The organism is Curtobacterium sp. BH-2-1-1, from assembly GCF_001806325.1.
GTDB lineage: Bacteria > Actinomycetota > Actinomycetes > Actinomycetales > Microbacteriaceae > Curtobacterium.
Map to the genome: position 1 here is coordinate 3310918 of NZ_CP017580.1, position 24076 is coordinate 3334993.

The following is a 24076-nucleotide window of genomic DNA, read 5'->3' on the forward strand; positions in this document are numbered from 1 at the left end:
CCGCGTCAGGCGGGTGTGCCGGCCCGCTCGCCCTCTCCGGTCCACGACCGGGTGCCGCCGTCGTGCACGGCGAGTCGCGTCCGGTGGCCGGCCGCCGTGCCGCGCGCCCGCGCGATCGCGTCCGCGGCGGACACGAGCGTGAGGTGCGACAGCGCCTGCGGGGTGTTCCCGATGTGGTGGCCGGTCGCGACGTCGATCTCCTCGGAGAGCATGCCGACGTCGTTCGCGTAGCCGACGAGCACGTCCATCAGCCGCTCGGCGTCCTCGACGCGCCCGGACGCGGCGTACTGCTCGACGAGCCAGAAGGAGCACGCGAGGAACGGGTGCTCGCTGCCGGAGAGCCCGTCGAAGCCGGACGAGGTGCGGTACCGGAGCACGAGGCCGTCGTCGCCGGTCCGGAGGTCCTGCTCGATCGCGGTGACGGTCCCGGTCATCCGCGGGTCACCGGGCTTCACGTAGCCGATCTGCGGCAGGACGAGCAGGCTGGCGTCGACCTCGTCGGTGTCGTAGTGCTGGCGGTAGCTGCCGCGCTCGGCGTTCCACCCGTGCTCCTCGATCTCGGCGCGCACCTCGGCGCGGAGGGTCCGCCAGCGGTCGACGGGGCCCTCGAGGCCGAACTCCTCGACGGCTGCGACGCCGCGGTCGAACGCCGCCCAGATCATCGCGCGCGAGTGCGTGAAGTGTCGACGGGGCCCGCGCATCTCCCAGATGCCGTTGTCGGGCTCCTGCCAGTGCTCCTCGACGTACCCGAGCAGGGCGCGCTGGAGTGCCCACGAGTCGGCGTTCTCCTCGACGCCGAGCTCGCGGGCGTCGTGGAGCGCCGCGAGGACCTCGCCGAAGACGTCCCCCTGGTACTGCGTGTAGGCGCCGTTGCCGATCCGGACGGGCGTGGAGCCCGCGTACCCGGGCAGGTTCGGCAGTTCGCGTTCGGGGAGCTCGCGCTCCCCGGCGATGCCGTACATGATCTGCACGTCGGCGGGGTCGCCGGCGATCGCGCGGAGGAGCCAGCCGCGCCAGTGCATCGCCTCGTCGCGGTACCCGTGCGCGATGAGGGACGCGAGGGCGAGCGAGGCGTCGCGGAGCCAGACGTAGCGGTAGTCCCAGTTGCGTTCGCCGCCGGGGTCCTCGGGGAGGCTGGTCGTCGCGGCCGCCACGACCCCGCCGGTCTCGGCGTGGGTCATCGCACGGAGCAGGAGGAGCGACCGGCGGGCCGCCTCGGCGTACCGGCCCTCGGTCCGGGCGGTGGCCATCCAGTCCCGCCACCAGCGCACGGTGCGGTGCAGGGCCTCGTCGACGTCGAGGGGCTCCGGCGGCTCGCGGTGCGACGGGTACCACGTGAGGACGGTGTCGAGCACGTCGCCGTCGTGCACGGTGGTGGTGGCGGTGTGCCGGTGGTCGTCGGCGCGGAAGCGGACCCCGCGGACGATCACGGACCCGGGTCCCGCCGTGGCCAGCAGTGCCGGGTCCTCGTCGCCGCCGATCTGCCGGACCCAGGGGAGTGCGAGGGCGTAGTCGAACCGGATGCGCAGCGTCTGTCGGAGCTCCACGCTGCCGCGGAGCCCCCGCACCCGCCGGACGATCGTCGCCCGGTGCGCACCGATCGGCATGAACTCGGTGACCTCGACCACGCCGGTGCTCGTCGTCCACACGGTCGCGAGCACGAGCGTGTCGTGGTCGTACCGGCGGGTCGCGGTCGCGTCCGGGTCCGTGGGTCGAAGGGTCCAGTGCCCGTGGTCCTCGGTGCCGAGGATCGAGGCGAAGGTCGACGGGCTGTCGAAGCGGGGCAGGCACGCCCAGTCGACGGTGCCGTCGCGCCCGACGAGCGCGGCGGTGTAGGTGTCGCCGATCAGCGCGTGGTCCTCGATGCGGTTGGTCGGTGTGTCAGCCGGGCTCATGGGCCGATCCAACCACCGCCGCCTCGGGAGGCCGGGGTGGTTGCTGAGGGATGGCTCAGGCCGGGTCGTCCGGGTCGGCGCGGGTGATGCCGACCCGTGCCAGCTCGGACCACATGCCGGCGCCGTCCGGGGCGTAGACCCAGGGCGCCGAGGACTCGCGCGAGCGTTCCTGGGCGCGGGACCGCCCACCGGCGAGGACGGCCTCGCTCGTGGAGAGCTGGCGGATGGCGACGCCCGCGACGCTCTCGGGGTGCGCCCGGGCGAACTCGCCGTAGAGCGACTCGTCGTGCTGCCCGTCGTCGCCGACGAGGAGCCACTGCACGTGCGGGAAGTCCTGGGCGAGTCGTTCGAGGTTCTGCTGCTTGTGGAGCTGGCCGCTGCGGAAGAACCGGTCGTGCGTGGGACCCCAGTCGGTGAGCAGCAGGGTGCCGGAGGGGTAGAGGTTCCGGCTGAGGAAGCGCTGCAGTGTCGGCGCGACGTTCCAGGCGCCGGTGGAGAGGTAGACCGTCGGGGCGCCGGGGTGCTGCGCGAGGACGCGTTCGTACAGCACCGACATGCCCGGGACGGGCCGGCGCCCGTGCTCCGTGAGCACGAAGGAGTTCCAGGCCGCGAGCATCGGGCGGGGGAGCGAGGTCACCATGACGGTGTCGTCGATGTCCGACAGCAGTCCGAACCGCGTGTCCGGGTGCACGATGAAGACGTCGGCCTCGACGTCGCGCATGCCCCCGGCGGACAGCTTGATGGTGCGCCAGCCCGGCTCGAGGTCGATCGGCACGATGGTGTCGACCACGCCGCCGCGGTCGGACTGCACCACGTGCGAGGTCCCGCCGGCGGTGATCGTGACCTCGGCGTCGTCGACCGCGACGCTCGTGAAGCTCCGCCAGCCGCGCACGCCGTAGAAGGAGGCGTCGGATGCGAGGCCCCGACGCGTGAGGAGGACCCGGCAGAGGACGCGGACCCACCCGGGTGCGCCGTAGCCGGTGTACGGGATGACGGTCGGCACCAGCCCCCGGCGGCGCGCCCGGTGCTCGCGGAACTCCTGGACGGCGTCCTCGATGCGGGCCGCCCGGTGGAGGATCGGCTCGGCCAACGACGGCTCGTGGGGCGTCGGGTCGGGCATCGCCCCATCATTCCACGTCCGACCTGGCACACGTACGACCTCACACATGTACTGGGAGAGTCGCAGCGATATTCCAGCCGGTCTCTGCGACAGTTGTGACCGTCACACCCACATGAGTCGCGCTGTCGGCGCAAGAGGAGAACACGTGCTCGTCACCGAGGTATCGAACGCACTGCCGGGGGGATCATCACTGCTCAGGAACGAGCCGGTCCAAGCCCGCAGTTCGGCGCGCCTCGCCGGCCTCCTCGACGCCGCGGCCGCGGTGATCGACGAGATCGGGTTCGAGCGCCTCACCACCGCGATGGTCGCCGAGCGGGCGGGGGCGTCCATCGGTACCGTCTACCGCTACTTCCCGGACCGCATCGCCGTGGTCGAGGCACTCGCGATCCGGAGCACCCAGCGCCTGGCCGAGCGGTTCATCACCGCCCTCGACACCAGCGAGGCGACGACCTGGCAGGCCGCCTGCGACGCGCTCATCGACGTCACCGCCGAGATGTACCGCACCGAGCCGGGCTTCCGGGCGATCCGCTTCGGCGACGCGGCGGACACCGGCACGGGCGACGCCGAGGACCGGATGGCGGCACTGGGGAGCGCCGTCGCCCACATCATGCACGAGCGGTTCGGCGTCCCGACGGGGGAGCGCATCGAGCGGACCTGGGTGGTCCTCGCCGAGTCGTCGCACGCCGTCCTCGCGCGGGCGCACCGTGACCCGGCGAACCCCGAGACCGCACTCATCGAGGAGTACCGGGCGATGAGCCGCGGGCACCTCGAAGCGGTGATCGCGGCCTCCTGACACGCCGAGCGGCAATCCGACGACGCCCGTCCTCCGAACAGGAGAGACGGGCGTCGTCGCGTCCGGACGCTGCGCACGCGCTGTCCGGGACACGACACACGCCGTCACGGCTGAACGGGTGTCACACCCGACGGGTACTCTCACTCGGAGTCGGGCTACCTCCGAACAGAAGGGCACCCATGATCGAGTTCCGCTCGGTGCGCAAGACCTACCCGGACGGCACCAACGCGGTCGACGACTTCAGCCTCGTCATCCCCTCGAGGACCACGACGGTCTTCGTCGGGTCGAGTGGCTGCGGCAAGACCACGCTGCTCCGGATGATCAACCGCATGGTCGACCCCAGCGCAGGTGCCGTCGAGATCGACGGGGAGGACGTCGCGGGCGTCGACCCGGTCAAGCTCCGTCGCAGCATCGGCTACGTGATGCAGAACGCCGGGCTGCTGCCGCACCGCAAGGTCGTCGACAACATCGCCACGGTGCCGCTGCTGACGGGGGTCCCGAAGGCCGACGCGCGCCAGCGTGCCCTCGAACTCATGGACACGGTCGGGCTCGACCGTGCCTTCGCGAACCGGTACCCCTCGCAGCTCTCCGGCGGACAGCAGCAGCGCGTCGGCGTCGCCCGCGGACTCGCGGTCGACCCGAACATCCTGCTCATGGACGAGCCCTTCGGTGCCGTCGACCCGCTCGTGCGGAACGACCTGCAGGACGAGCTCATCAGGCTCCAGCGCGAGCTCGGCAAGACCGTGGTCTTCGTCACGCACGACATCGACGAGGCCTTCAAGCTCGGCGACCAGGTCGTCATCCTCAAGAAGGGCGGCGAGATCGCCCAGCTCGGCACCCCCGCCGAGATCCTCGCCGAGCCCGCCGACGACTTCGTCGCGAACTTCATCGGCGCCGGTCGCGGCCGCCGTGCGCTCCGCGTCGAGCAGACGCCGACGGGGCCGATCGTCGTCGACGGTGAAGGACGTGCCGCCGGTGTGCTCACCGGTCCGGTGCAGGTCGTGGACGCGGCCGAGGCAGTGCCCCAGGAGCAGCGGGGCGACGCGTGAACTGGGTCCTCGGCAACACGGACACGATCAGCGACAACCTGATCGCGCACGTCTGGCTGGCGATCCCGCCGATCGTCATCAGCTTCCTGCTGTCCGTCCCGATCGGCCTGCTCGTGTCGCGCCTGCGGAAGCGCAACGGCGTGGCTCGGGGGACCGCCTCGACGATCGTCGTCGTCGCGAGCCTCTTCTACACGATCCCGGCGCTGCCCCTCTTCCTGGTGCTGCCCGCGATCATCGGCACGAGCACCCTCGACCCGGTGAACGTCGTGATCGCGATGACCATCTTCGGTGTGGCCCTGATGGCCCGGTCCGCCGCCGACGCCATCGACGCGGTCGACCAGGACGTCGTGGGGGCGTCCGAGGCGCTCGGGTACTCGCCCGCGCAGCGGTTCTTCAAGGTGGAGCTGCCGCTCGCCGGTCCGGTCCTCCTCGCGGGCATCCGGGTGGTGTCGGTGTCCACGATCAGCCTCATCACGGTCGGCGCGCTCATCGGCGTGCCGAACCTCGGGTTCCTGCTCACCGACGGCCTCAAGCGCGGCATCAGCGCCGAGATCCTCACGGGCATCGTCCTGACCATCGTGCTCGCGCTCGTGTTCGACGCGCTGCTCGTGGCCGTGGGTCGGCTCGCGATGCCGTGGACACGGGGGAGCGGCCGCAACGCCCGTGCCGTCCGACGCCGCGCCGCTGACGACGTCCGAGCGAACGAGGTCTCCGCATGAACCTCTTCGCCCAGGGCATCGCCTGGATCTTCGACCCGGCGAACAACGTCGGGTCCGACGCCGTCGGCGTCCGGCTCTGGGAGCACGTGTGGATCACGTTGCTCACGGTCGCCATCGCCGTCGCGATCGCCGTGCCGGTCGGCCTGCTGATCGGGCACACCGGTAAGGGACGCTCGATCGCGGTGGGCGTCTCCGGCGGCATCCGCGCGCTGCCGACCCTCGGCGTCCTGACGCTGCTCGCACTCTCGATCGGCCTAGGACTCGGGGCGCCGCTCATCGCACTCGTCATCCTCGCGATCCCGTCGGTGCTCGCCGGCGCGTACTCCGGCGTCGAGGCGATCGACCGCGTCGTGATCGACGCCGCCAAGGCGCAGGGCATGACCGGGTGGCAGATCCTCGGCAAGGTCGAGATCCCGCTCGCCCTGCCGCTCATCGTCGGCGGCATCCGTGCCGCCGTGCTGCAGGTCGTCGCCACCGCGACCCTCGTCGGCTACATCAACGCCGGCGGACTCGGCGGCTACGCCTTCTCCGGCATCGCCAACTCGGACTACGCGGAGGTGCTCGGCGGTTCCCTCCTGGTGATCGCCCTCGCCATCGCGTTCGAGATCGTCTTCGCCGCGCTGCAGCGGCTCGCCGTCCCCGCGGGTGTCTCCGCCGGGTCGGCGCGTCTGTCGCGTCGGAGCACCCGCAGCTCAGCACCACGAGCATCAACCCCTGTGGAAGGAACCCACCCGTGATCACAGCAACGACCCGGCGTCTCGCCGCGACGATCGCCGTCGCGTCCGCGGCCGCCATCGCCCTCGCGGGCTGCTCGTCGAGCGACCCGCTCTCCTCCGGCTCCGGCGGCGGGGACTCCAAGACCATCGTCGTCGGCTCGCAGGCGTACCCGTCGAACGAGATCATCGCCGAGCTCTACGCGCAGGAGCTCGAGCACGAGGGCTTCACCGTCACCAAGAAGCTCAACATCGGTCAGCGCAAGGCGTACTGGCCCGAGGTCGCGAAGGGGAGCATCAACGTCTTCCCGGAGTACAACGGCAACCTGCTCAACTACCTCCTGCAGGAGGACGGTAAGTCCACCACGACCGAGACGACGACGGACGGCATCAACACCGCACTGAAGTCGGCACTGCCGTCGGACGTCAAGGCGCTGCCGTCGGCCGACGCCTCGGACGCCGACACCTACACGGTGACCCAGGCGACGGCGGACAAGTACGGCTTGAAGTCGATCGCCGACCTCTCGAAGATCGGCGGGACGATCTCGATCGCCGCCAACCCGGAGTTCGCCACCGCCGCCTACGGTCCGAAGGGCCTCAAGGAGAAGTACGGCATCACCGGCGAGGTCAACCAGCAGAACGACTCCGGTGGCCCGCTCACGATCAAGGCGATCCAGGACGGTGACTCGCAGGTCGCGGACATCTACTCCGCCAGCGCCTCGATCAAGACCGAGAAGCTCGTCACGCTCGAGGACCCGGAGCACCTCGTGCCGGCGAACAACGTGACCCCGATCGTGTCGAAGGACCTCGACTCGAAGGCCGCGGACGCCATCGAGAAGGTGAACAAGCTCCTCACGACCGACGCGCTCATCGAGCTCAACCGTCAGAACTCGGTGGACCAGAAGTCGGCGGCCTCGGTCGCCAAGGCGTTCCTGCAGGACAACGACCTGCTGTAGCACTCAGTCAGCAAAAAACGACAGGTGTCGGGCAACTGCCCGGCACCTGTCGTCGTTCCGGGATCAGGTACCCGCACCGTTGTTCCGCACGGTTGTGCCGTGCAGTCCCGCTGCACATCCGTGCACTGAGGGTTCTACAACTTGTCGAACCATGTGTCCGCGAGGTAGCGTGTTCGTGTCCCAACGGTTGTGACAGCAGAAGTTCCCCTCCACAGGAAGCAACTGACGTGCACCAACAGCGCGCGGCGAACCGGCTCGGAAACGCCGCATGAACGACATCCTCGATCCGCTCCTCCTGTCGCGGTGGCAGTTCGGTCTGACGACGATCTACCACTTCCTCTTCGTCCCGTTGACGATCGGCATGGCCGTCGTCGTGGCCGTGTTCCAGACGGCCTGGTACCGGACGGGGCGCGCGCACTACCTCCAGCTGACCCGGTTCTTCGGGCGCATCTTCCTCATCAACTTCGCGATGGGCGTCGTGACGGGGATCGTGCAGGAGTTCCAGTTCGGCATGAACTGGTCGAACTACTCCCGGTTCGTCGGTGACGTGTTCGGCGCCCCGCTCGCGCTCGAGGGCATCCTCGCGTTCTTCTTCGAGGCGGCGTTCATCGGCATCTGGATCTTCGGGTGGGACCGCCTGCCGAAGGGCCTGCACCTCGCGAGCATCTGGTGCGTCAGCGCCGGCACGATCATGTCGGCGTACTTCATCATCGCCGCGAACGCGTTCATGCAGCACCCGGTCGGCTTCTCCATGAACGAGGCCAAGGGGCGTGCGGAGCTCACGGACATCTGGGCCGTGCTCGGCAACAAGGTCGCGCTGGCCGCCTTCCCGCACACCCTGTTCGCGTGCTTCATGGTCGCCGCCGCGGTGATCATCTCGGTCGCTGCGTACCACCTGGCGCGCAACCAGAACCTCGAGACGATGATGCCGGCGCTGAAGTTCGGCATGTGGACGATGCTGGCCGCGGGGGCGCTCACGGTGCTCACCGGCGACCAGCTCGGCCTCACGATGGTCGACACCCAGCCGATGAAGATGGCCGCTGCCGAGGCGCTGTACAACACCGCCACCGGCAAGGACGCCTCGTTCTCGATCTTCACGCTCGGCACCCCGGACGGCGTGCACGAGCTGTTCTCGATCCGTGTGCCGTACCTGCTCTCGTTCCTGTCGACGCACACCTTCAACGGCACGGTCGAGGGCATCAACGACCTGCAGGCGCAGTACTCGCAGGTCTACGGCCCAGGCGACTACAAGCCGATCATCTGGGTGACCTACTGGTCGTTCCGCTGGATGATCGCGCTCGGTGTCGGCGCGGTGCTGGTCTCGCTCGTCGGGCTCTGGCTGACCCGCAAGGGCCGGTTCCCGACCCAGCGGTGGGTCTGGCGCATCGCCACCTGGACCGTCCCGCTGCCGATGGCCGCGATGATCGTCGGCTGGATCTTCACGGAGATGGGCCGCCAGCCGTGGCTCGTGTTCGGGTTGCTCAAGACGAGTGACGGCGTCTCGCCGAACGTCACCGGGGTCGAGGTCCTCATCTCGCTCATCGTCTTCACGCTCATCTACGGCTCCCTGGCGGTGGTCGAGTTCCGGCTCATCAAGAAGGTCGCGCAAGAGGGCCCCGCCGCCCCGGCGGAGGTCGACGAGGAGACCGGCGAGGTCAAGCACGAAGTGACGGTCTACTGATGGATCTCCCCGTTCTCTGGTTCGCGATCGTCGGCGTCTTCTTCGTCGGCTACTTCGTCCTCGACGGCTTCGACTTCGGTGTCGGCATGTCCCTGCCGTTCCTCGGCAAGGACGACACCGACCGTCGGGTCCTGATCAACACGATCGGCCCGGTGTGGGACCTCAACGAGACCTGGGTCATCGTCGCGGGCGCCTGCCTGTTCGCGGCGTTCCCCGAGTGGTACGCCACGATGTTCTCCGGGTTCTACCTGGCGCTCCTGCTCATCCTCGCGGCGCTCATCGCCCGCGGCGTCTCGTTCGAGTACCGGCACCAGAACAAGCACCTCGAGTGGAAGCGCCGGTTCGACCTCATGATCATCGTCGGCAGTGCGGTGCCGTCGTTCCTCTGGGGCGTCGCGTTCGGCAACGTGGTCCGGGGCATCCCGATGGACGCCGGCCACAACTACACCGGCACGGTGTTCGACCTGCTCAACCCCTTCGCGCTGCTCACCGGCGTGGCGACGCTGCTGGTGTTCTTCACGCACGGCGTCGTCTTCGTCGCGCTGAAGACCGAGGGTGAGATCCGTGCGCGTGCGAAGCGCCTCGCGACCCGGGCGGGCGTGCTGACGATCGTCGTCGGCGCAGCGTTCCTGGTCTGGATGGCCTTCGTGCGGTCCACCCCGACGTCGATCGTCCTGTCGGTCGTCGCCGCGCTCGCCCTGGTCCTCGCGGTGCTCTGCACCGCCTGGGGCAAGGAGGGCCGGGCGTTCACGCTCATGGCGGTCACCATCGCCGCGATCGTCCTGGCGATGTTCACCGCGATCTTCCCGGACGTCATGCCCGCGACGAACGACCCGGCGAACAGCCTGAACGTCTACAACGCCTCGAGCGGCTCGTACACGCTCACGGTGATGAGCTGGGTGGCACTGATCTTCGTGCCCCTCGTGTTCGCCTACCAGGCGTGGACGTACTGGATCTTCCGCAAGCGCGTGTCCCGGGCCCACGTGACCCAGGCCGCGCACTAGGCGGCGACGGTGAAGCCGCTCGACCCGCGCCTGCTGCGGCTGTCGCGGACGGCCCGTGGCTTCATCGTCGCGGCCGCCGGTACCGGTGTCCTCCGCACGCTCGCGACCATCGCGATCGCGTGGGGGATCGCCGCGGCGGTGACCCTCGGCGTGGACGCCGTCCGTGACGGCAGCGTCCCGGACGCGTTCACCCCGGCGCTCGCGCTCCTCGGCACGGCGTTCGTCGTCCGGGCCGTGGCCGCCTGGGCCACCGACGACCTCGCCGCACGTGCGGCGGCGAAGGTGAAGAGCGAGCTGCGCGCGACCGTCCTGGCCCGGGCGGCCGAGCGCGGACCGTCGTGGCTCGCCGAGCGCTCGAGTGCGGCCTTCGCGACCACGCTCGGGCCCGGGCTCGACGCCCTCGACGCCTACTTCGGCCGGTACCTGCCGCAGCTGGCCCTCACCGCGATCGCCACGCCGATGCTCGTCGTCGCGATCGGGCTCGGCGACCTGACCAGCGGCCTGATCGTGCTCTGCGCCCTGCCGGTGATCCCGGTGTTCATGATCCTCATCGGCCTCGCGACGCAGGCGCTCCAGCGGAAGCAGTCGGACGCGCTCGCGAAGCTCGGCGGTGCCTTCACCGAGGCGGTCGAGGGGCTGGCGACGCTCAAGGTCTTCGGCCGTGCGCGGCGCCAGGTCGGACGCATCGGCACCGTCACCGACGAGTACCGGCGTGGCACCGTCGGGGTCCTGCGGCTGTCGTTCGTGAGCGGGTTCGCGCTCGAGCTCGCCGCGAGCCTGTCCGTCGCGCTCGTCGCGGTGTCGATCGGCATCCGACTCGTCGACGGCTCGCTCGGGCTCGGCGCCGCGATGTTCGTGCTCGTCCTCGCTCCGGAGGCCTTCGCCCCGATCCGCCAGGTCGGCGCCGACTTCCACGCGGCACAGGACGGCGTCGAGGCCTCGACCGCCGTGCTCGACGTCCTCGACGACACCACGGCGCCCGCGGCACGTCCCGGAGCCGTCCCCGCCGCGGACCACCTGGTGCTGGACCGACTCACCGTGCGACGTCCCGACGTCGTGATCGGTCCGCTCGACCTCCGCGCCCGACCGGGCACGATCGTCGTCCTGGCCGGATCGAGCGGCTCCGGCAAGTCCAGTCTCATCGCCGCGGTCCGCGGTGCCCTGCCCCACGACGGCACGGTGACCGTGCCGGGTCCCGACGGCAGCACGGTCGCCGAGCGCACGACCTGGGCCGACCAGCGCCCACGACTCGTCCGCGGCACGATCGCCGAGAACGTCGCGCTCAGCGCGACCCCCGACGAGCCAGCGGTCCGCACCGCCCTGGGCGAGGCGGGGCTGGGACTCGACCCGCGCCTCCAGGTCGGTTCCGGCGGCAGCGGCCTGTCCGGCGGCCAGGCGCAGCGCGTCGCGGTGGCGGGTGCCCTGTACCGCGCGCGGCGGACGGGAACGCAGCTCGTGCTGCTCGACGAGCCGACCTCCGCGCTGGACGCCGACGCCGAGGCGCACGTCGTCCGCACGCTCCGCCGCCTCGCCGACGACGGGGCCGTCGTCGTGGTCGCGAGCCACCGGCCCGCGGTCGTCGCGGCGGCGGACGTCCGCGTCGACGTGCGGCCGGACGGCGCGGTCGCGGTCACCCGTGTCGACGGGCGACCGGGTGGCGCGGTCGCGGTCACCCGGGCGGACGGGGTGCGGGCATGAGCCGGGAGGCGCGAGGGGCCCACGACGCCGGTTCCGGTCCGACGCGCCAGCGGCGGGGCGGCCGTGCCAGCGGGGACGCCTCCGTCCTGCGGCTCGCGATGCCGCACGGGGCCGGTTGGGCCAAGGCGGTCACGGCCGGTGCGCTCAGTGCGGTCTGCGCCGTGGCGCTCCTCGCCGCGAGCGGGTACCTCATCACGCGTGCGGCCGAGCACCCGCCGATCCTCTACCTGACGCTCGTGATGGTGGGCGTCCGCGCGTTCGCGCTCGGCCGTGCGGCGCTCCGGTACGTGGACCGCCTCGCCGGACACGACGCCTCGTTCCGGCAGCTCGCGGTCGTGCGCACCGAGATGTACCGCCGACTGTCGTCGATCGCTCCGGCGGGACTCGGCTCCACCGGTCGCGGCGACCTCCTCACGCGGCTCGTCACCGACACCGACCGGCTGCAGGACCTGCCCATCCGCGTCGTCGGTCCGCTCGTGTCCGCCGGCGTGGCCGCGCTGCTCTCCGTCGTCGCGGTCGCGTTCGTGTCGGTGCCGGCGGCGCTCGTGCTGCTCGTCGCCCTCGCCGTGGCCGCACTGCTCGGGTCGGTCGTCACCCTCTCGATCGCACGGCGCTCCGACGAGCAGACGGCCGCGGAACGCGGGCACGTCGCCGACCTCGTGCTCGACACGGTGCGGACGCTCGACGTCTTCGCCGCCTACGGCACGCTCGACGAACGGCTCGACCACATCGCCCGGCTCGACGCCCGGGTGACCGCGGCCGTGCGGCGCCGGGGGACGGTCGAGTCACTCGTCGGGGCCCTGGTCGGCCTCGTCGGCGGTGGCGCGGTCATCGGGATCCTGGCCGTCGGCGTCCCCGCGGTCGTCACCGGCGCGCTCGACGGACCGCTCTGGGCCCTCGCCGTGTTCGTGCCGCTCGCCCTGTTCGAGGTCGTCGGCGGGGTCCCGCTCGCGGTGCTGACGCTACGCCGGGTCCGAGCCGCGGCCGACCGGGTGGAGCGGGTCGTCCCGGCGGAGGTGCCGGCCGGCATCGTCCCGGAGCCGGACGCGGACGCCGATCCCGCTTCGCTCGTGGTCGACGGGCCCGTCGCCGTCTCGCTGCGCGACGTGACGGTGCGCTGGCCCGGTGCCGCGGCGGCCGCCGTCGACCGGGTGTCGTTGGACCTCCGACCCGGCGAGGTCGTCGTGCTCGAGGGACCGAGCGGCGCGGGCAAGTCGACGCTCGTGGACGCGCTCGTCCGGTTCGTCGACCACGAGGGCTCGTACACGCTCGACGGGGTCGAGGCGAGGGACATGCACCCCGACGCCGTCCGCGCCCGCGTCGGGTTGATCGAGCAGGACCCGTTCGTGTTCGACCAGTCCGTGCGGCAGAACCTGCTGTTCGCCCGCGACACCGCGACCGACGAGGACCTGCTCGCCGTGCTCGACCGGGTCGGGCTCGGGTCGTGGGTGCAGCGACGCGGTGGACTCGACGCGGGCGTGGGGGAGCGCGGTGCCCTCGTGTCCGGCGGGCAGGCGCACCGGCTCGCGCTCGCCCGGGCGCTCCTGCACGCGTTCCCGGTGCTCGTGCTCGACGAGCCGACGGCCGACATCGACCCCGACCTCGGCGACACCGTGCTGCGCGACCTCGTCGGGGCCGCGCGGCAGGACGGCAGGACGGTCGTCATCGTGTCGCACGTGCCGGTGGCGGCGGACCTCGTCGACCGGAAGCTGCGGATGCGCGACGGGCGGCTCGCGGCGGTGTGAGCCGCGCACCTGTCGGCGGTGGGTCGACTCCGGTGCGGTGATCCGTTCCTCCAGGCTTATATCCTTGATGACCGGAGCGCGTCCGACGGACGTGATCCGTGCCTCCAGACTGAATGAGAGTTCCGTGACCACCGAGCCGTACCCCGAGGACCCGAACGCCTACGACTTCCGTCGCCTGCAGGAGAAGTGGCAGCCGCGCTGGGAGGAGCTCGGGCTCTTCACGACCGACCTCGACGACACGCGTCCGCGGAAGTACATCCTCGAGATGTTCCCGTACCCGTCCGGCGACCTGCACATGGGGCACGCCGAGAACTGGGCGCTCGGCGACTTCGTGGCGCGGTACTGGCGGCAGCAGGGCTTCAACGTGCTGCACCCGATCGGTTGGGACTCGTTCGGGCTGCCGGCCGAGAACGCGGCGATCAAGCGCGGGGTCGACCCGAAGGACTGGACCTACGCGAACATCGAGCAGCAGAAGGCGTCGTTCAAGCGCTACGCGCCGTCGTTCGACTGGACCACCGAGATCCACACCTCGGACCCCGAGTACTACAAGTGGAACCAGTGGCTGTTCCTGAAGATGTACGAGAAGGGGCTGGCCTACCGCAAGGACAGCTGGGTCAACTGGGACCCGGTGGACCAGACCGTCCTCGCGAACGAGCAGGTGCTGCCGGACGGCACCTCGGACCGCTCCGGTGCCGTCGTGGTCAAGAAGAAGCTGACGCAGTGGTACTTCAAGATCACCGAGTACGCGGACCGGCTGCTCGACGACCTCAACCAGCTCGAGGGCCGGTGGCCGGCGAAGGTCATCGCGCAGCAACGGAACTGGATCGGGCGCTCGGTCGGCGCGGACGTCGACTTCGTGATCGAAGGCCGCGATGAGCCCGTCACGGTGTTCACCACGCGTCCGGACACGATCCACGGGGTGACGTTCCTCGTGGTGGCGCCGGACTCGGACCTGGCTGCTGCGCTGGTGGCTGACGCATCCGTGTCGGACGACGTCCGGGCTGCGTTCGACGCGTACCTCGTCGCCACGCAGAAGACCTCGGAGATCGACCGGCAGAACGCCGACCGCCCGAAGACCGGTGTGCCGCTCGGTCGCTTCGCGATCCACCCGCTGACGGGGGAGCGCCTGCCGATCTGGGCCGCCGACTACGTGCTGGCCGACTACGGCCACGGTGCGGTCATGGCGGTCCCGGCGCACGACCAGCGCGACCTCGACTTCGCGCGGGCGTTCGACCTGCCGGTGAAGGTCGTCGTCGACACGAACGCCGCGGTGACCGGGGCGATCCCGGTGATCCCCGAGGGTGCCTCGCTCGAGGACCTGCCCGCGCTCGACCCGGTGTCGACGGGTGAGGCCCTGACCGGCACCGGTCGGATGATCAACTCCGGCCCGCTCGACGGCATGTCCAAGCAGCACGCGATCACCGCGGCGATCTCCCTGCTCGAGGAGCGCGGCACCGGCCGTGCAGCCAAGACCTACCGTCTTCGCGACTGGCTCATCTCGCGCCAGCGCTTCTGGGGCACCCCGATCCCGATCATCCACGGCGCCGACGGCACCGAGCACCCGGTGCCGATGGACCAGCTGCCCGTCCGGCTGCCCGACACCGACGGGCTCGACCTCAAGCCGAAGGGCACCTCGCCGCTCGGTGGCGCGACCGACTGGGTGAACGTGCCGAACCCGGTGGACGGCACCCCCGCGCTCCGCGACACCGACACGATGGACACCTTCGTCGACTCGTCGTGGTACTTCCTGCGCTTCCTGGCGGCGAACGACGACACGCAGGCGTTCGACCCCGCCGTCGCACGCAAGTGGGCCCCGGTCGACCAGTACATCGGCGGCATCGAGCACGCGATCCTGCACCTGCTCTACGCGCGCTTCGTGACCAAGGTGCTGTTCGACCTCGGCTACCTCGACTTCACCGAGCCGTTCTCGGCGTTGCTCAACCAGGGCATGGTGCTGTCCGGCGGCTCGAAGATGTCGAAGTCGAAGGGTGGCGTCTCGCTCGGTGACGAGCTCGACGCGAACGGTGTCGACGCGATCCGCCTGGTGATGGGCTTCGCCGGGCCGCCCGAGGACGACATCAACTGGGAGGACGTCTCCCCGTCGGCCTCGGCCCGCTTCCTCGCCCGTGCCTACCGGCTGGCGCTCGACGTCACGTCGTCGCCGGACGTCGTGTGGGCGGACGGCGACCGGGCCCTGCGGCAGGTCACGCACCGGTTCCTGGCCGATGCGCCGGGGCTGATGGAGTCGTTCAAGTTCAACGTCGTGATCGCGCGGCTCATGGACCTGGTGAACGTCACCCGCAAGGCGATCGACAACGGTCCGGGCGCGGCTGACCCCGCCGTCCGCGAGGCCGTCGAGACCATCGCGCTCGGCCTGAGCGTCTTCGCGCCGTACACCGGCGAGGAGATGTGGGAGAAGCTGGGCTACGAGGCCACCGTCGCCACGTACGGCTGGCGGAAGGCCGACCCGACGCTGCTCGTGCAGGAGTCGCTGACCGCGGTCGTGCAGGTCAACGGCAAGGTGCGGGACTCGTTCGAGGTGTCGAAGTCGATCGAGCCGTCGGAGCTGGAGGCGCTCGCACGGGCGTCGGCGAACGTCCAGCGGTACATCGGGGACCGCGAGATCGTGAAGGTGATCGTGCGGGCGCCGAAGCTCGTCAACATCGCGATCAAGGGGTAGCGCGCCGTTCGTCCTCCACAGGTGGGGCTGGAGGACGGTCGTCCACCGATCGTCGTTGCGGGGTCCGGCCGGGTGGTCGGGCTCCGTAGCGTGCGGGCATGTCGTCTGGTGATGGTGGAGCCACGGGACCGTCCGGCGGGGCTGGGGCGGTGTCGGCGGGTGGGTCTGCGCGGTCGTGGGGCGCTGGGCTGGCGTTGTCGCCGCGGACGGCGGTCCTGCTGGCGGGGCTCGTCGTCCTGGTCGCCGGGGTCGTGGTGGCGGTCGGGTCGTGGTCGGGTTCGTCATCGTCGGCGGGCGGTGGGGGCGACGGTCCGCTGTCGGTGGCGGGCGCTCCGTCGGCGGTGCCGTCCCGTTCTCCGGGTGGGGGTCCTCCGTCCTCGTCGGCGGCCCCGCTCGTGGTCGTGCACGTCGTCGGGGCGGTGGCACGTCCGGGCGTCGTGACGCTGCCCGGGGGCAGCCGTGTGTCCGACGCGGTCGAGCGGGCCGGGGGCGCTCGTGACGACGCGGACCTGGCTCGGCTGAACCTCGCGCGAGTGCTGGTGGACGGCGAGCGGTTGTACGTGCCGAAGGTGGGGGAGACGGACATCCCGGCAGCGCTCGACGGTTCGAGCAGTTCGAGCGATTCGGCCGGTGCCGGTGGTGGCGCCGGGTCTGCCGACGATGCCGTTGTCGATCTCAACACGGCCGATCAGACATTGCTCGAGACCCTGCCCGGGATCGGGCCGTCGCTCGCGGGCCGGATCCTCGCGTGGCGCGACGAGCACGGACGGTTCGCCGCCGTCGAGGACCTGCTCGACGTCAGCGGCATCGGTGACGTCCGGTTCGCGGAGCTCCGCGACCGCGTGCGGGTCTGATCGGGGCCGGTGGTGGCGGTCGACCTCGCTCCCGGCGTGCGGGACCTGCGAGTGGCCGGTCCGGCCTCGGCCGCGTGGGTGTGCGCGGCGGTGCTGGTCGGGGTGCCCGGCAGCGCGGGGTGGTCCGGGCTCGTTGGCGCGGCCGTCGCGTGTGGCGGCATCGCATGGCTGGTGGTCGGCTGTCCGCGGCGGGCTCTGGGCGTCGTGGGGCTCGTGGTGGCGTCGGCCGCGTTCTGCACCACGGTGGCGGTCGCCGTGGTGGTGGGTGACGACCGGCGGAGCCCTGCCGTCCTCGACGGTGTCCGGACGGCCGCCGTCGAGGTCGTGCTCGACCGGGACCTCGCGCCGGGTGACCGGTCGGTCGTCGGGACCCTGGTGGCTGCGGAGGACGTCGACGGGCTGCGCGTGCCGGTTCGGGTCGTCCCCACGGCGCGCGGCGCGGGCGGGGCTGTCGCCGCGGGGAGTCGGGTGCACGGGGTGGCGACGCTCGAAGCGGACGAGCCGGGGAGCACGACGTCGTTCGTGGTGTTCCTGCGCGGCGGGGTCCGGACCGACCCGCCGACGGGACTCCTCGCGGCCACCGATCGAGCGCGCCGGGCGTTCGTGTCCGCGAGCGCGACCCTGCCGGAACCCGGAGCCTCGTTGTTGCGCGGTCTGGCGATCGGCGACCGGAGCGGACTCGACCCCGCGACCGAGGCCGCGATGGAGACCTCGGCGCTCACTCACCTGACCGCCGTGTCCGGCGCGAACTGCGCGGTGATCGTGGGACTCGTGGTCGTGCTGGGGCGGGTCGTCGGCCTCCCTCGAGCAGGTCGGGCGGTGGTGGCGATCGCGCTCCTGCTGGCGTTCGTGGTGCTGGTCCGTCCAGACCCCTCGATCGTGCGGGCGACGGTGATGGCGGTGGTCGTGCTAGTGGTGCACCTCGCGGGACGTCCGGTACGTGGGGTCCCGCTGATCGCCCTCGCCGTGGTCGGGATGCTCGTCGTCGACCCCTGGTACGCCCGGTCGTTCGCGTTCGCCCTGTCGGTGCTCGCGACGAGTGGGATCGTGGTGCTCGGTCCGCCGCTGACGGCGCTGTTCGCACGACGGATGTGGACGCCGGTGGCGGCAGCGCTCGCGATCCCCGTCGCGGCGCAGCTCGCCTGCTGGCCGGTCACGATCCCGTTGTCGGCCACGTTCCCGACCTACGCTGTCCCGGCGAACCTGCTGACCGAGCCGCTCGCGCCCATCGTCACGGTGGTCGGGCTCGCCGCGTGCCTGACCGCGCCGCTGTGGCCGTGGGGCGGTTCGGTGCTCGCCGCGGTGGCGTGGGTGCCCGCCAGCGCGATCGGAGGCATCGCGCACGGAGCGGCTGCGCTCCCGTACGCCGCAGCGCCTTGGCCAGCCGGAGTGCTCGGGGTGGTCGGCGCCGCCGTCGTGAGCGGCTCGGTCGCGGTGGCGGTCCTCGCGCCCCGAGCGGTCCGCTTCCGCCTGCTCCTCGCCGCGTGCACGGTCGCAGCGGTCGGGATCGTGTCCGTCGCCGTGCCCCGAATCGTCGTGCGCGCGGGGCTGCCCGGCGACTGGGCCGTCGCCGCGTGCGACGTGGGGCAGGGCGACGCGGTGCTCGTCCGCGGCGGGAGCGGCACCGCACTGGTGGACGTCGGCGACGATCCGGAGCGACTCGGCGCCTGCCTGGACCTCCTCGGCGTCGACCGGGTCGACCTGCTCGTGCTGACGCACTTCGACCGGGACCACGTCGGTGCGGTCGCGTCGGTCGCGGACCGTGTGACGACCGCGCTCGTCGGTCCGACGGGTCGGGCCGAGGACGAGCGCGTCCTCCGGTCGCTCGTCGACGCGGGCATCGACGTCCGGACGGCCGACGACACGACGTCGGGCGCGCTCGGGCCGCTCCGGTGGCGGGTGCTGTGGCCGCGGTCGGGCGCGCGGGACGCCGGGAACGACGCAAGTCTGGTCCTCCGCACGGAACCCGGGCCGGGCTGCACGTCGTGTGTCAGCGGGCTGTTCCTCGGAGACCTGGGGGAGACCGCGCAGCGACGGCTCCGCGGTGTCCTGGCGACCCAGGCCGACACCGGGGCGCAGGCCCTGCCCGGGACCACGATCGAGGTCGTGAAGGTGGCGCACCACGGTTCGGCCGACCAGGACCCGGTGCTCTACCGCGAGACCGCGGCCGCGGTGGGGCTCATCGGCGTCGGTGCGGACAACACGTACGGCCACCCGACCCGCTCGGCGCTGGACGTGCTCGAGGCCGCGGGCACCCGTGCGTACCGGACCGACCAGCAGGGGACCGTGGTCGTCGGACGGGACGGACCCGACGCCCTCCGGGTGTGGACGGAGCGTTCGGCGTCAGCGGTCGCCCGTAGGATCGAGGCATGGCCGCCAAGAAGCCCGTCCGCGCCGCAGCGAGGATCGACCAGGTGCCCTGGTCGGGCATCCGCCCTGCGCCGGTGGTGCTCGTCACGGGGCCCGAGACCTTCCTCGCCGAGCGGGCGAGCAGCGTCCTGCGCGACCTGCTCCTGGGCGAGGACCCCGCGCTCGAGGTGCACGACCTCGAAGCCGACCAGTACGCTCCCGGCCTCCTCGCCACCCTCGCGAGTCCGTCCCTGTTCGGCGAGCCCCGGTTGGTCCGGGTCACCAACGTCGAGAAGTGCACCGACGCGTTCATCACCGAGACGATCTCGTACCTCGGTGCCCCGGCGGACGACGTCACGCTCGTGCTGCGCCACGGCGGGGGAGTGCGCGGCAAGAAGCTGCTCGACACGATCCGCAGCGGTGTCGGCGGGGGCGTCGAGGTGCAGTGCGACGAGCTCAAGCGCGAGACCGACCGGATCGACTTCGTCACGGCGGAGTTCCGCGCTGCCCGACGCAAGATCGCGCCCTCGGCGGTGCGCACCCTCGTCGCGGCGTTCGCGGACGACCTGGCCGAGCTCGCGGCCGCGTGCCGGCAGCTCCTCGCGGACGAAGCCGCTGAGATCACGGACAAGGTCGTCGACAAGTACTACGGCGGTCGCGTCGAGACGAACGCGTTCAAGGTCGCCGACATCGCACTCGCCGGCCGTTCGGCTCCGGCCATCGTCGAGTTGCGGCACGCGCTCTCCACGGGCGAGGCGCCGGTGCCGATCGTGGCGGCGTTCGCGTCGAAGATCCGCACGATGGCGAAGGTCAGTGCCTTCCGCGGGCCGAGCGGTCAGGCCGCCTCGGCACTCGGCATGGCGCCGTGGCAGGTGCAGCGGGCGCAGCGTGACGTCGCGGGGTGGAGCGAGTCCGGGCTCGCGAACGCGATCATCAGCATCGCCGAGGCCGACACCGCGGTGAAGGGTGGCTCGCGCGACGCGCACTACGCGCTCGAGGTCATGGTCCGCACCATCGCCCGGCGCGGCGAGGCGCGCTGAGGCGAGCCGCGCCTCCTGAACTGCGCACGCGACGCGAGTCGGACGGCACCGCACGCGCGTTGCGACGTTCTGCGTGTCGATCGACACGCAGCATGTCGAAACGCGCGTGTCACGCCGCCAGGCGCCCCGCGCCGCGCGCCAGGCGGCCCGCGCGCCGCGCACGCGAACAGGCCCCGCACCGAACGGTGCGGGGCCTGTTCGACCAGAAGGGTCAGTGCGTCAGAGCGACGCGACCTTCTTCGCGATGGCCGACTTGCGGTTCGCGGCCTGGTTCTTGTGGATGACGCCCTTGCTCACGGCCTTGTCGAGCTTCTTCGACGCGAGGGTCAGGGCCGCGACGGCCTTGTCCTTGTCGCCGGCGACGACGGCCTCGTTCGTGTGACGGATGACCGTCTTGAGCTCCGAACGGTAGGCCTTGTTGCGCTCCTGGGCCTTGAGGTTGGTCTTGATGCGCTTCATCTGCGACTTGATGTTCGCCATGCGTGTTGCTCCTTGATCGTCTCTACGGGTGGTCGCGACCGCTGGGTAGAGGGGCCCTTGGTCGCATCGCGTTCCACCCGTGGGCGGGGAACGCGGAAGCCAGCCACCAACATTACCAGGCCGGAGCGTCTGGACCAAAGCACCGAAACGCCGAAACCGTGCCGCAACAACCGTTCGCTACCGTGACGAGCATGCCATCGCTCGCGCCCCGTATCGAGACCGTCCCCGCCTCCGGCATCCGCCGCGTGTTCGAGCAAGCCGCCCGCATGCAGGCCGAGCAGACGGACCAGGCGACCGGGACAGACATCGCGATGCTCGTCATCGGCGAACCCGACGTGCCCGTCGCGGCGCACATCGGCGAGGCCGCCCGGCGCGCCTGGACCGAGGACCGCACCGACTACACCCCGAACGGCGGCATCGCCCCGCTGCGGGAGGCCATCCGCGACAAGCTCCGCCGCGAGAACCGGATCGAGGTCGACGTCGAGCAGATCTGGATGACGATCGGCGCGACGCAAGCGCTCTTCCAGGCGATGACCCTCGTGCTGAGCCCCGGTGACGAGGTCCTCGTGCCGGACCCCGGCTACACGACCTTCACGATGAACGCCCACATCATCGGAGCGACGCCGGTGCCGTACCGGCTCGAGCCGCAGCACGGGTTCGAGCCGGACCTGCAGGCCCTCGAGGCGAGCATCACCGAGCGGACCCGCGCCCTCGTCGTGAACTCGCCCTCGAACCCGCTCGGCTCGGTGTTCGGCGAGCAGACCCTCCGCGACCTGCTCGCCCTGGCGAAGCGGCACGACCTCTGGGTGATCAGCGACGAGGTCTACGAGTACTTCACCTACGGCACCCGCCACGTCAGCCTGGCGAGCCTCGACGAGGACGACCGCGTCTTCACCGCCTTCTCGCTGAGCAAGACCTACGCGATGACGGGCGTCCGTGTCGGGTACCTCGTCACGCCGAAGGGACTCGGCCCGACGATGCGGACGACCCAGGAGGCGATGATCAGCTGCGTCGCCGAACCCGACCAGTGGGCGGCCCTCGCGGCGATCGTGGGGGACCACTCCGCCGTGCAGGACGCCCGCGAGCACTACCGCGCCAACCTCGGCGTCGCGAAGGAGGTGCTCGACGCCGCCGGCATCCACTACCTCGACCCGCGGGGCGCCTTCTACCTGTGGATCGACATGTCCCACGCCTCGCAGGGCGACGTCGCGGAGTGGGCGCTCGGGTTCCTCCAGCGGGAGCGGGTCGCCGTGGCGCCGGGGAGCGCGTTCGGGCGGACCGGCGAGGGCTGGATCCGCGTCTGCCTCGCGGCGACGCCGGCGGACCTGCGCCGCGGACTGGGTGCGCTGCCGGCGCCGGAGCACGCCATCGTCTGACCGGACGTGCGCGCCGCCGCCGCGCGGACGTGGGACAATCGTTCGACCGTCCGACCCACCCCGAGGAACCGTGAGCCCACAAGCATCCGCGCCGCTCGAGCCCGCCTCGACCCCGGCCGACGCGATCCGCAACTTCTGCATCATCGCGCACATCGACCACGGCAAGTCCACGCTGGCCGACCGCATGCTGCAGATCACCGGCATCGTCGAGGACCGCGCCATGCGTGCGCAGTACCTCGACCGCATGGACATCGAGCGCGAGCGCGGCATCACGATCAAGTCCCAGGCGGTGCGCATGCCGTGGGAGCTCGACGGGCAGACGTACGCCCTCAACATGATCGACACGCCCGGTCACGTGGACTTCTCGTACGAGGTGTCCCGGTCGCTCGCGGCGTGCGAGGGAGCGATCCTCCTGGTCGACGCGGCGCAGGGCATCGAGGCGCAGACGCTCGCCAACCTCTACCTGGCGCTCGAGAACGACCTCGAGATCATCCCGGTCCTCAACAAGATCGACCTGCCGGCGGCCGAGCCGGAGAAGTACGCGGCCGAGCTCGCGCAGCTCATCGGCGGCTCGCCGAACGACGTCCTGCGCGTGTCCGGCAAGACCGGCGTGGGCGTCGCCGAGCTGCTCGACCGGGTCGTCGGCTCCGTGCCGGCCCCCGTGGGCGACGTGGACGCTCCGCCCCGCGCGATGATCTTCGACTCGGTCTACGACAGCTACCGCGGCGTCGTGACCTACGTGCGGATGGTGGACGGCACGATCCACCCGCGCGAGAAGGTCCAGATGATGTCGACCAAGTCGACGCACGAGATCCTCGAGATCGGGGTGTCCGCGCCCGAGCCGAAGCCGACGAAGGGCCTCTCCGTCGGCGAGGTCGGGTACCTCATCACCGGGGTGAAGGACGTCCGCCAGTCGAAGGTCGGCGACACGGTCACGACGGCGCAGAAGCCCGCGACCGAGGCGCTGGCCGGGTACACCGACCCGAAGCCGATGGTGTTCTCGGGCCTGTACCCGATCGACGGCTCGGACTACCCCGACCTCCGCGAGGCGCTCGACAAGCTCAAGCTGTCCGACGCCGCCCTCGTGTACGAGCCGGAGACGTCGGTGGCGCTCGGCTTCGGCTTCCGCTGCGGCTTCCTCGGCCTGCTCCACCTCGAGATCATCACCGAGCGCCTCAGCCGCGAGTTCGGGCTCGACCTCATCACCACGGCCCCGAGCGTGATCTACGAGGTCACGAACGAGGACAACACCGTGACCGAGGTCACGAACCCGTCCGAGTTCCCCGGCGGCCGCATCGTCGAGGTCCGCGAGCCGATGGTCCGTGCGGCCATCCTCGCGCCGAAGGACTACGTGGGCGCGATCATGGAGCTGTGCCAGTCGCGCCGCGGATCGCTGCTCGGCATGGAGTACCTCGGCGAGGACCGCGTCGAGATCCGGTACGAGATGCCCCTCGGCGAGATCGTCTTCGACTTCTTCGACCAGCTGAAGAGCAAGACCCAGGGCTACGCGTCGCTCGACTACGAGCCCACGGGGGACCAGGCGGCCGACCTCGTGAAGGTCGACATCCTGCTCCAGGGCGAGCAGGTCGACGCGTTCAGCGCGATCGTGCACCGCGACAAGGCGTACGCCTACGGCACGCTGATGACCGAGCGCCTGCGCAAGCTCATCCCGCGCCAGCAGTTCGAGGTCCCGATCCAGGCCGCCATCGGCGCCCGGATCATCGCCCGCGAGAGCATCCGGGCGATGCGCAAGGACGTCCTCGCGAAGTGCTACGGCGGTGACATCACCCGCAAGCGCAAGCTCCTCGAGAAGCAGAAGGAGGGCAAGAAGCGCATGAAGATGGTGGGTCGTGTCGAGGTCCCGCAGGAAGCCTTCATCGCGGCGCTCTCCGGCGACGTCGAAGAGAAGAAGAAGTAGCGGAGC

At 71.1% G+C, this 24076-nt stretch carries 17 protein-coding genes and 1 pseudogene; 15 read left to right on the forward strand and 3 right to left on the reverse strand.

The window, feature by feature from the left end; translation table 11 throughout:
* Positions 1-5: 5 nt before the first annotated feature.
* Both BJK06_RS15695 and BJK06_RS15700 read right to left on the reverse strand, forming a co-directional pair.
* Positions 6-1895, reverse strand: coding sequence for a glycoside hydrolase family 15 protein (locus BJK06_RS15695; protein WP_070418668.1), 1890 nt, complete (start codon positions 1893-1895; stop codon positions 6-8).
* A gap of 55 nt (positions 1896-1950) precedes the next feature.
* Positions 1951-3015, reverse strand: a complete 1065-nt coding sequence (locus BJK06_RS15700) for an App1 family protein (protein WP_070418669.1) — start codon at positions 3013-3015, stop codon at positions 1951-1953.
* A gap of 112 nt (positions 3016-3127) precedes the next feature.
* Here BJK06_RS15700 and BJK06_RS18720 point away from each other — a divergent pair, with 112 nt between their 5' ends.
* From BJK06_RS18720 to holA, 13 genes and pseudogenes are all read left to right on the forward strand, one after another.
* The gene (locus BJK06_RS18720) at positions 3128-3808 is read left to right on the forward strand and encodes a TetR/AcrR family transcriptional regulator (protein WP_070418670.1); all 681 of its coding nucleotides are present in this window, start codon (positions 3128-3130) and stop codon (positions 3806-3808) included.
* A gap of 179 nt (positions 3809-3987) precedes the next feature.
* Positions 3988-4857, forward strand: a complete 870-nt coding sequence (locus tag BJK06_RS15710) for an ABC transporter ATP-binding protein (protein ID WP_070418671.1) — start codon at positions 3988-3990, stop codon at positions 4855-4857.
* The gene (locus tag BJK06_RS15715) at positions 4854-5576 is read left to right on the forward strand and encodes an ABC transporter permease (RefSeq protein WP_070418672.1); all 723 of its coding nucleotides are present in this window, start codon (positions 4854-4856) and stop codon (positions 5574-5576) included. The genes BJK06_RS15710 and BJK06_RS15715 overlap by 4 nt, the downstream gene beginning before the upstream one ends.
* A complete protein-coding gene (locus BJK06_RS15720; RefSeq protein ID WP_070418673.1) occupies positions 5573-6313 on the forward strand; it encodes an ABC transporter permease in 741 nt (246 codons plus the stop codon). The genes BJK06_RS15715 and BJK06_RS15720 overlap by 4 nt, the downstream gene beginning before the upstream one ends.
* On the forward strand, positions 6310-7245 hold the full coding sequence (locus tag BJK06_RS15725) for an ABC transporter substrate-binding protein (protein ID WP_070418674.1): 936 nt from the start codon (positions 6310-6312) through the stop codon (positions 7243-7245). Before BJK06_RS15720 ends, BJK06_RS15725 begins: the two co-directional genes overlap by 4 nt.
* Positions 7246-7513: 268 nt before the next feature.
* The gene (locus BJK06_RS15730; RefSeq protein ID WP_070418675.1) at positions 7514-8926 is read left to right on the forward strand and encodes a cytochrome ubiquinol oxidase subunit I; all 1413 of its coding nucleotides are present in this window, start codon (positions 7514-7516) and stop codon (positions 8924-8926) included.
* Entirely contained in the window at positions 8926-9930 is a 1005-nt protein-coding gene (gene cydB, locus BJK06_RS15735; RefSeq protein WP_070418676.1) for a cytochrome d ubiquinol oxidase subunit II, read from the forward strand. The genes BJK06_RS15730 and cydB overlap by 1 nt, the downstream gene beginning before the upstream one ends.
* A gap of 9 nt (positions 9931-9939) precedes the next feature.
* A complete protein-coding gene (gene cydD / locus BJK06_RS15740) occupies positions 9940-11628 on the forward strand; it encodes a thiol reductant ABC exporter subunit CydD (protein WP_070418677.1) in 1689 nt (562 codons plus the stop codon).
* A complete protein-coding gene (gene cydC, locus BJK06_RS15745; protein WP_083295322.1) occupies positions 11625-13373 on the forward strand; it encodes a thiol reductant ABC exporter subunit CydC in 1749 nt (582 codons plus the stop codon). The genes cydD and cydC overlap by 4 nt, the downstream gene beginning before the upstream one ends.
* A gap of 67 nt (positions 13374-13440) precedes the next feature.
* Complete coding sequence (gene leuS / locus BJK06_RS15750; protein ID WP_374930684.1) at positions 13441-16053, forward strand: leucine--tRNA ligase; 2613 nt, start codon at positions 13441-13443, stop codon at positions 16051-16053.
* A gap of 98 nt (positions 16054-16151) precedes the next feature.
* On the forward strand, positions 16152-16907 hold the full coding sequence (locus tag BJK06_RS15755; protein WP_083295323.1) for a ComEA family DNA-binding protein: 756 nt from the start codon (positions 16152-16154) through the stop codon (positions 16905-16907).
* Positions 16908-17609: 702 nt separating this feature from the next.
* Positions 17610-18845 (forward strand): annotated as a pseudogene (locus BJK06_RS19175) (ComEC/Rec2 family competence protein); the annotation flags it as partial.
* A gap of 431 nt (positions 18846-19276) precedes the next feature.
* Complete coding sequence (gene holA / locus BJK06_RS15770; RefSeq protein ID WP_070418681.1) at positions 19277-20296, forward strand: DNA polymerase III subunit delta; 1020 nt, start codon at positions 19277-19279, stop codon at positions 20294-20296.
* 219 nt (positions 20297-20515) lie between these two features.
* Here holA and rpsT read toward each other — a convergent pair whose 3' ends face one another.
* A complete protein-coding gene (gene rpsT / locus BJK06_RS15775; RefSeq protein WP_070418682.1) occupies positions 20516-20776 on the reverse strand; it encodes a 30S ribosomal protein S20 in 261 nt (86 codons plus the stop codon).
* Positions 20777-20967: 191 nt separating this feature from the next.
* Between rpsT and BJK06_RS15780 the strand changes: the two genes are divergently transcribed.
* Positions 20968-22152 (forward strand): pyridoxal phosphate-dependent aminotransferase, encoded by a 1185-nt coding sequence (locus BJK06_RS15780; RefSeq protein WP_070419547.1) that lies wholly within the window; start codon positions 20968-20970, stop codon positions 22150-22152.
* Positions 22153-22222: 70 nt separating this feature from the next.
* The gene (lepA, locus tag BJK06_RS15785) at positions 22223-24070 is read left to right on the forward strand and encodes a translation elongation factor 4 (RefSeq protein WP_070418683.1); all 1848 of its coding nucleotides are present in this window, start codon (positions 22223-22225) and stop codon (positions 24068-24070) included.
* Positions 24071-24076 lie beyond the last annotated feature (6 nt).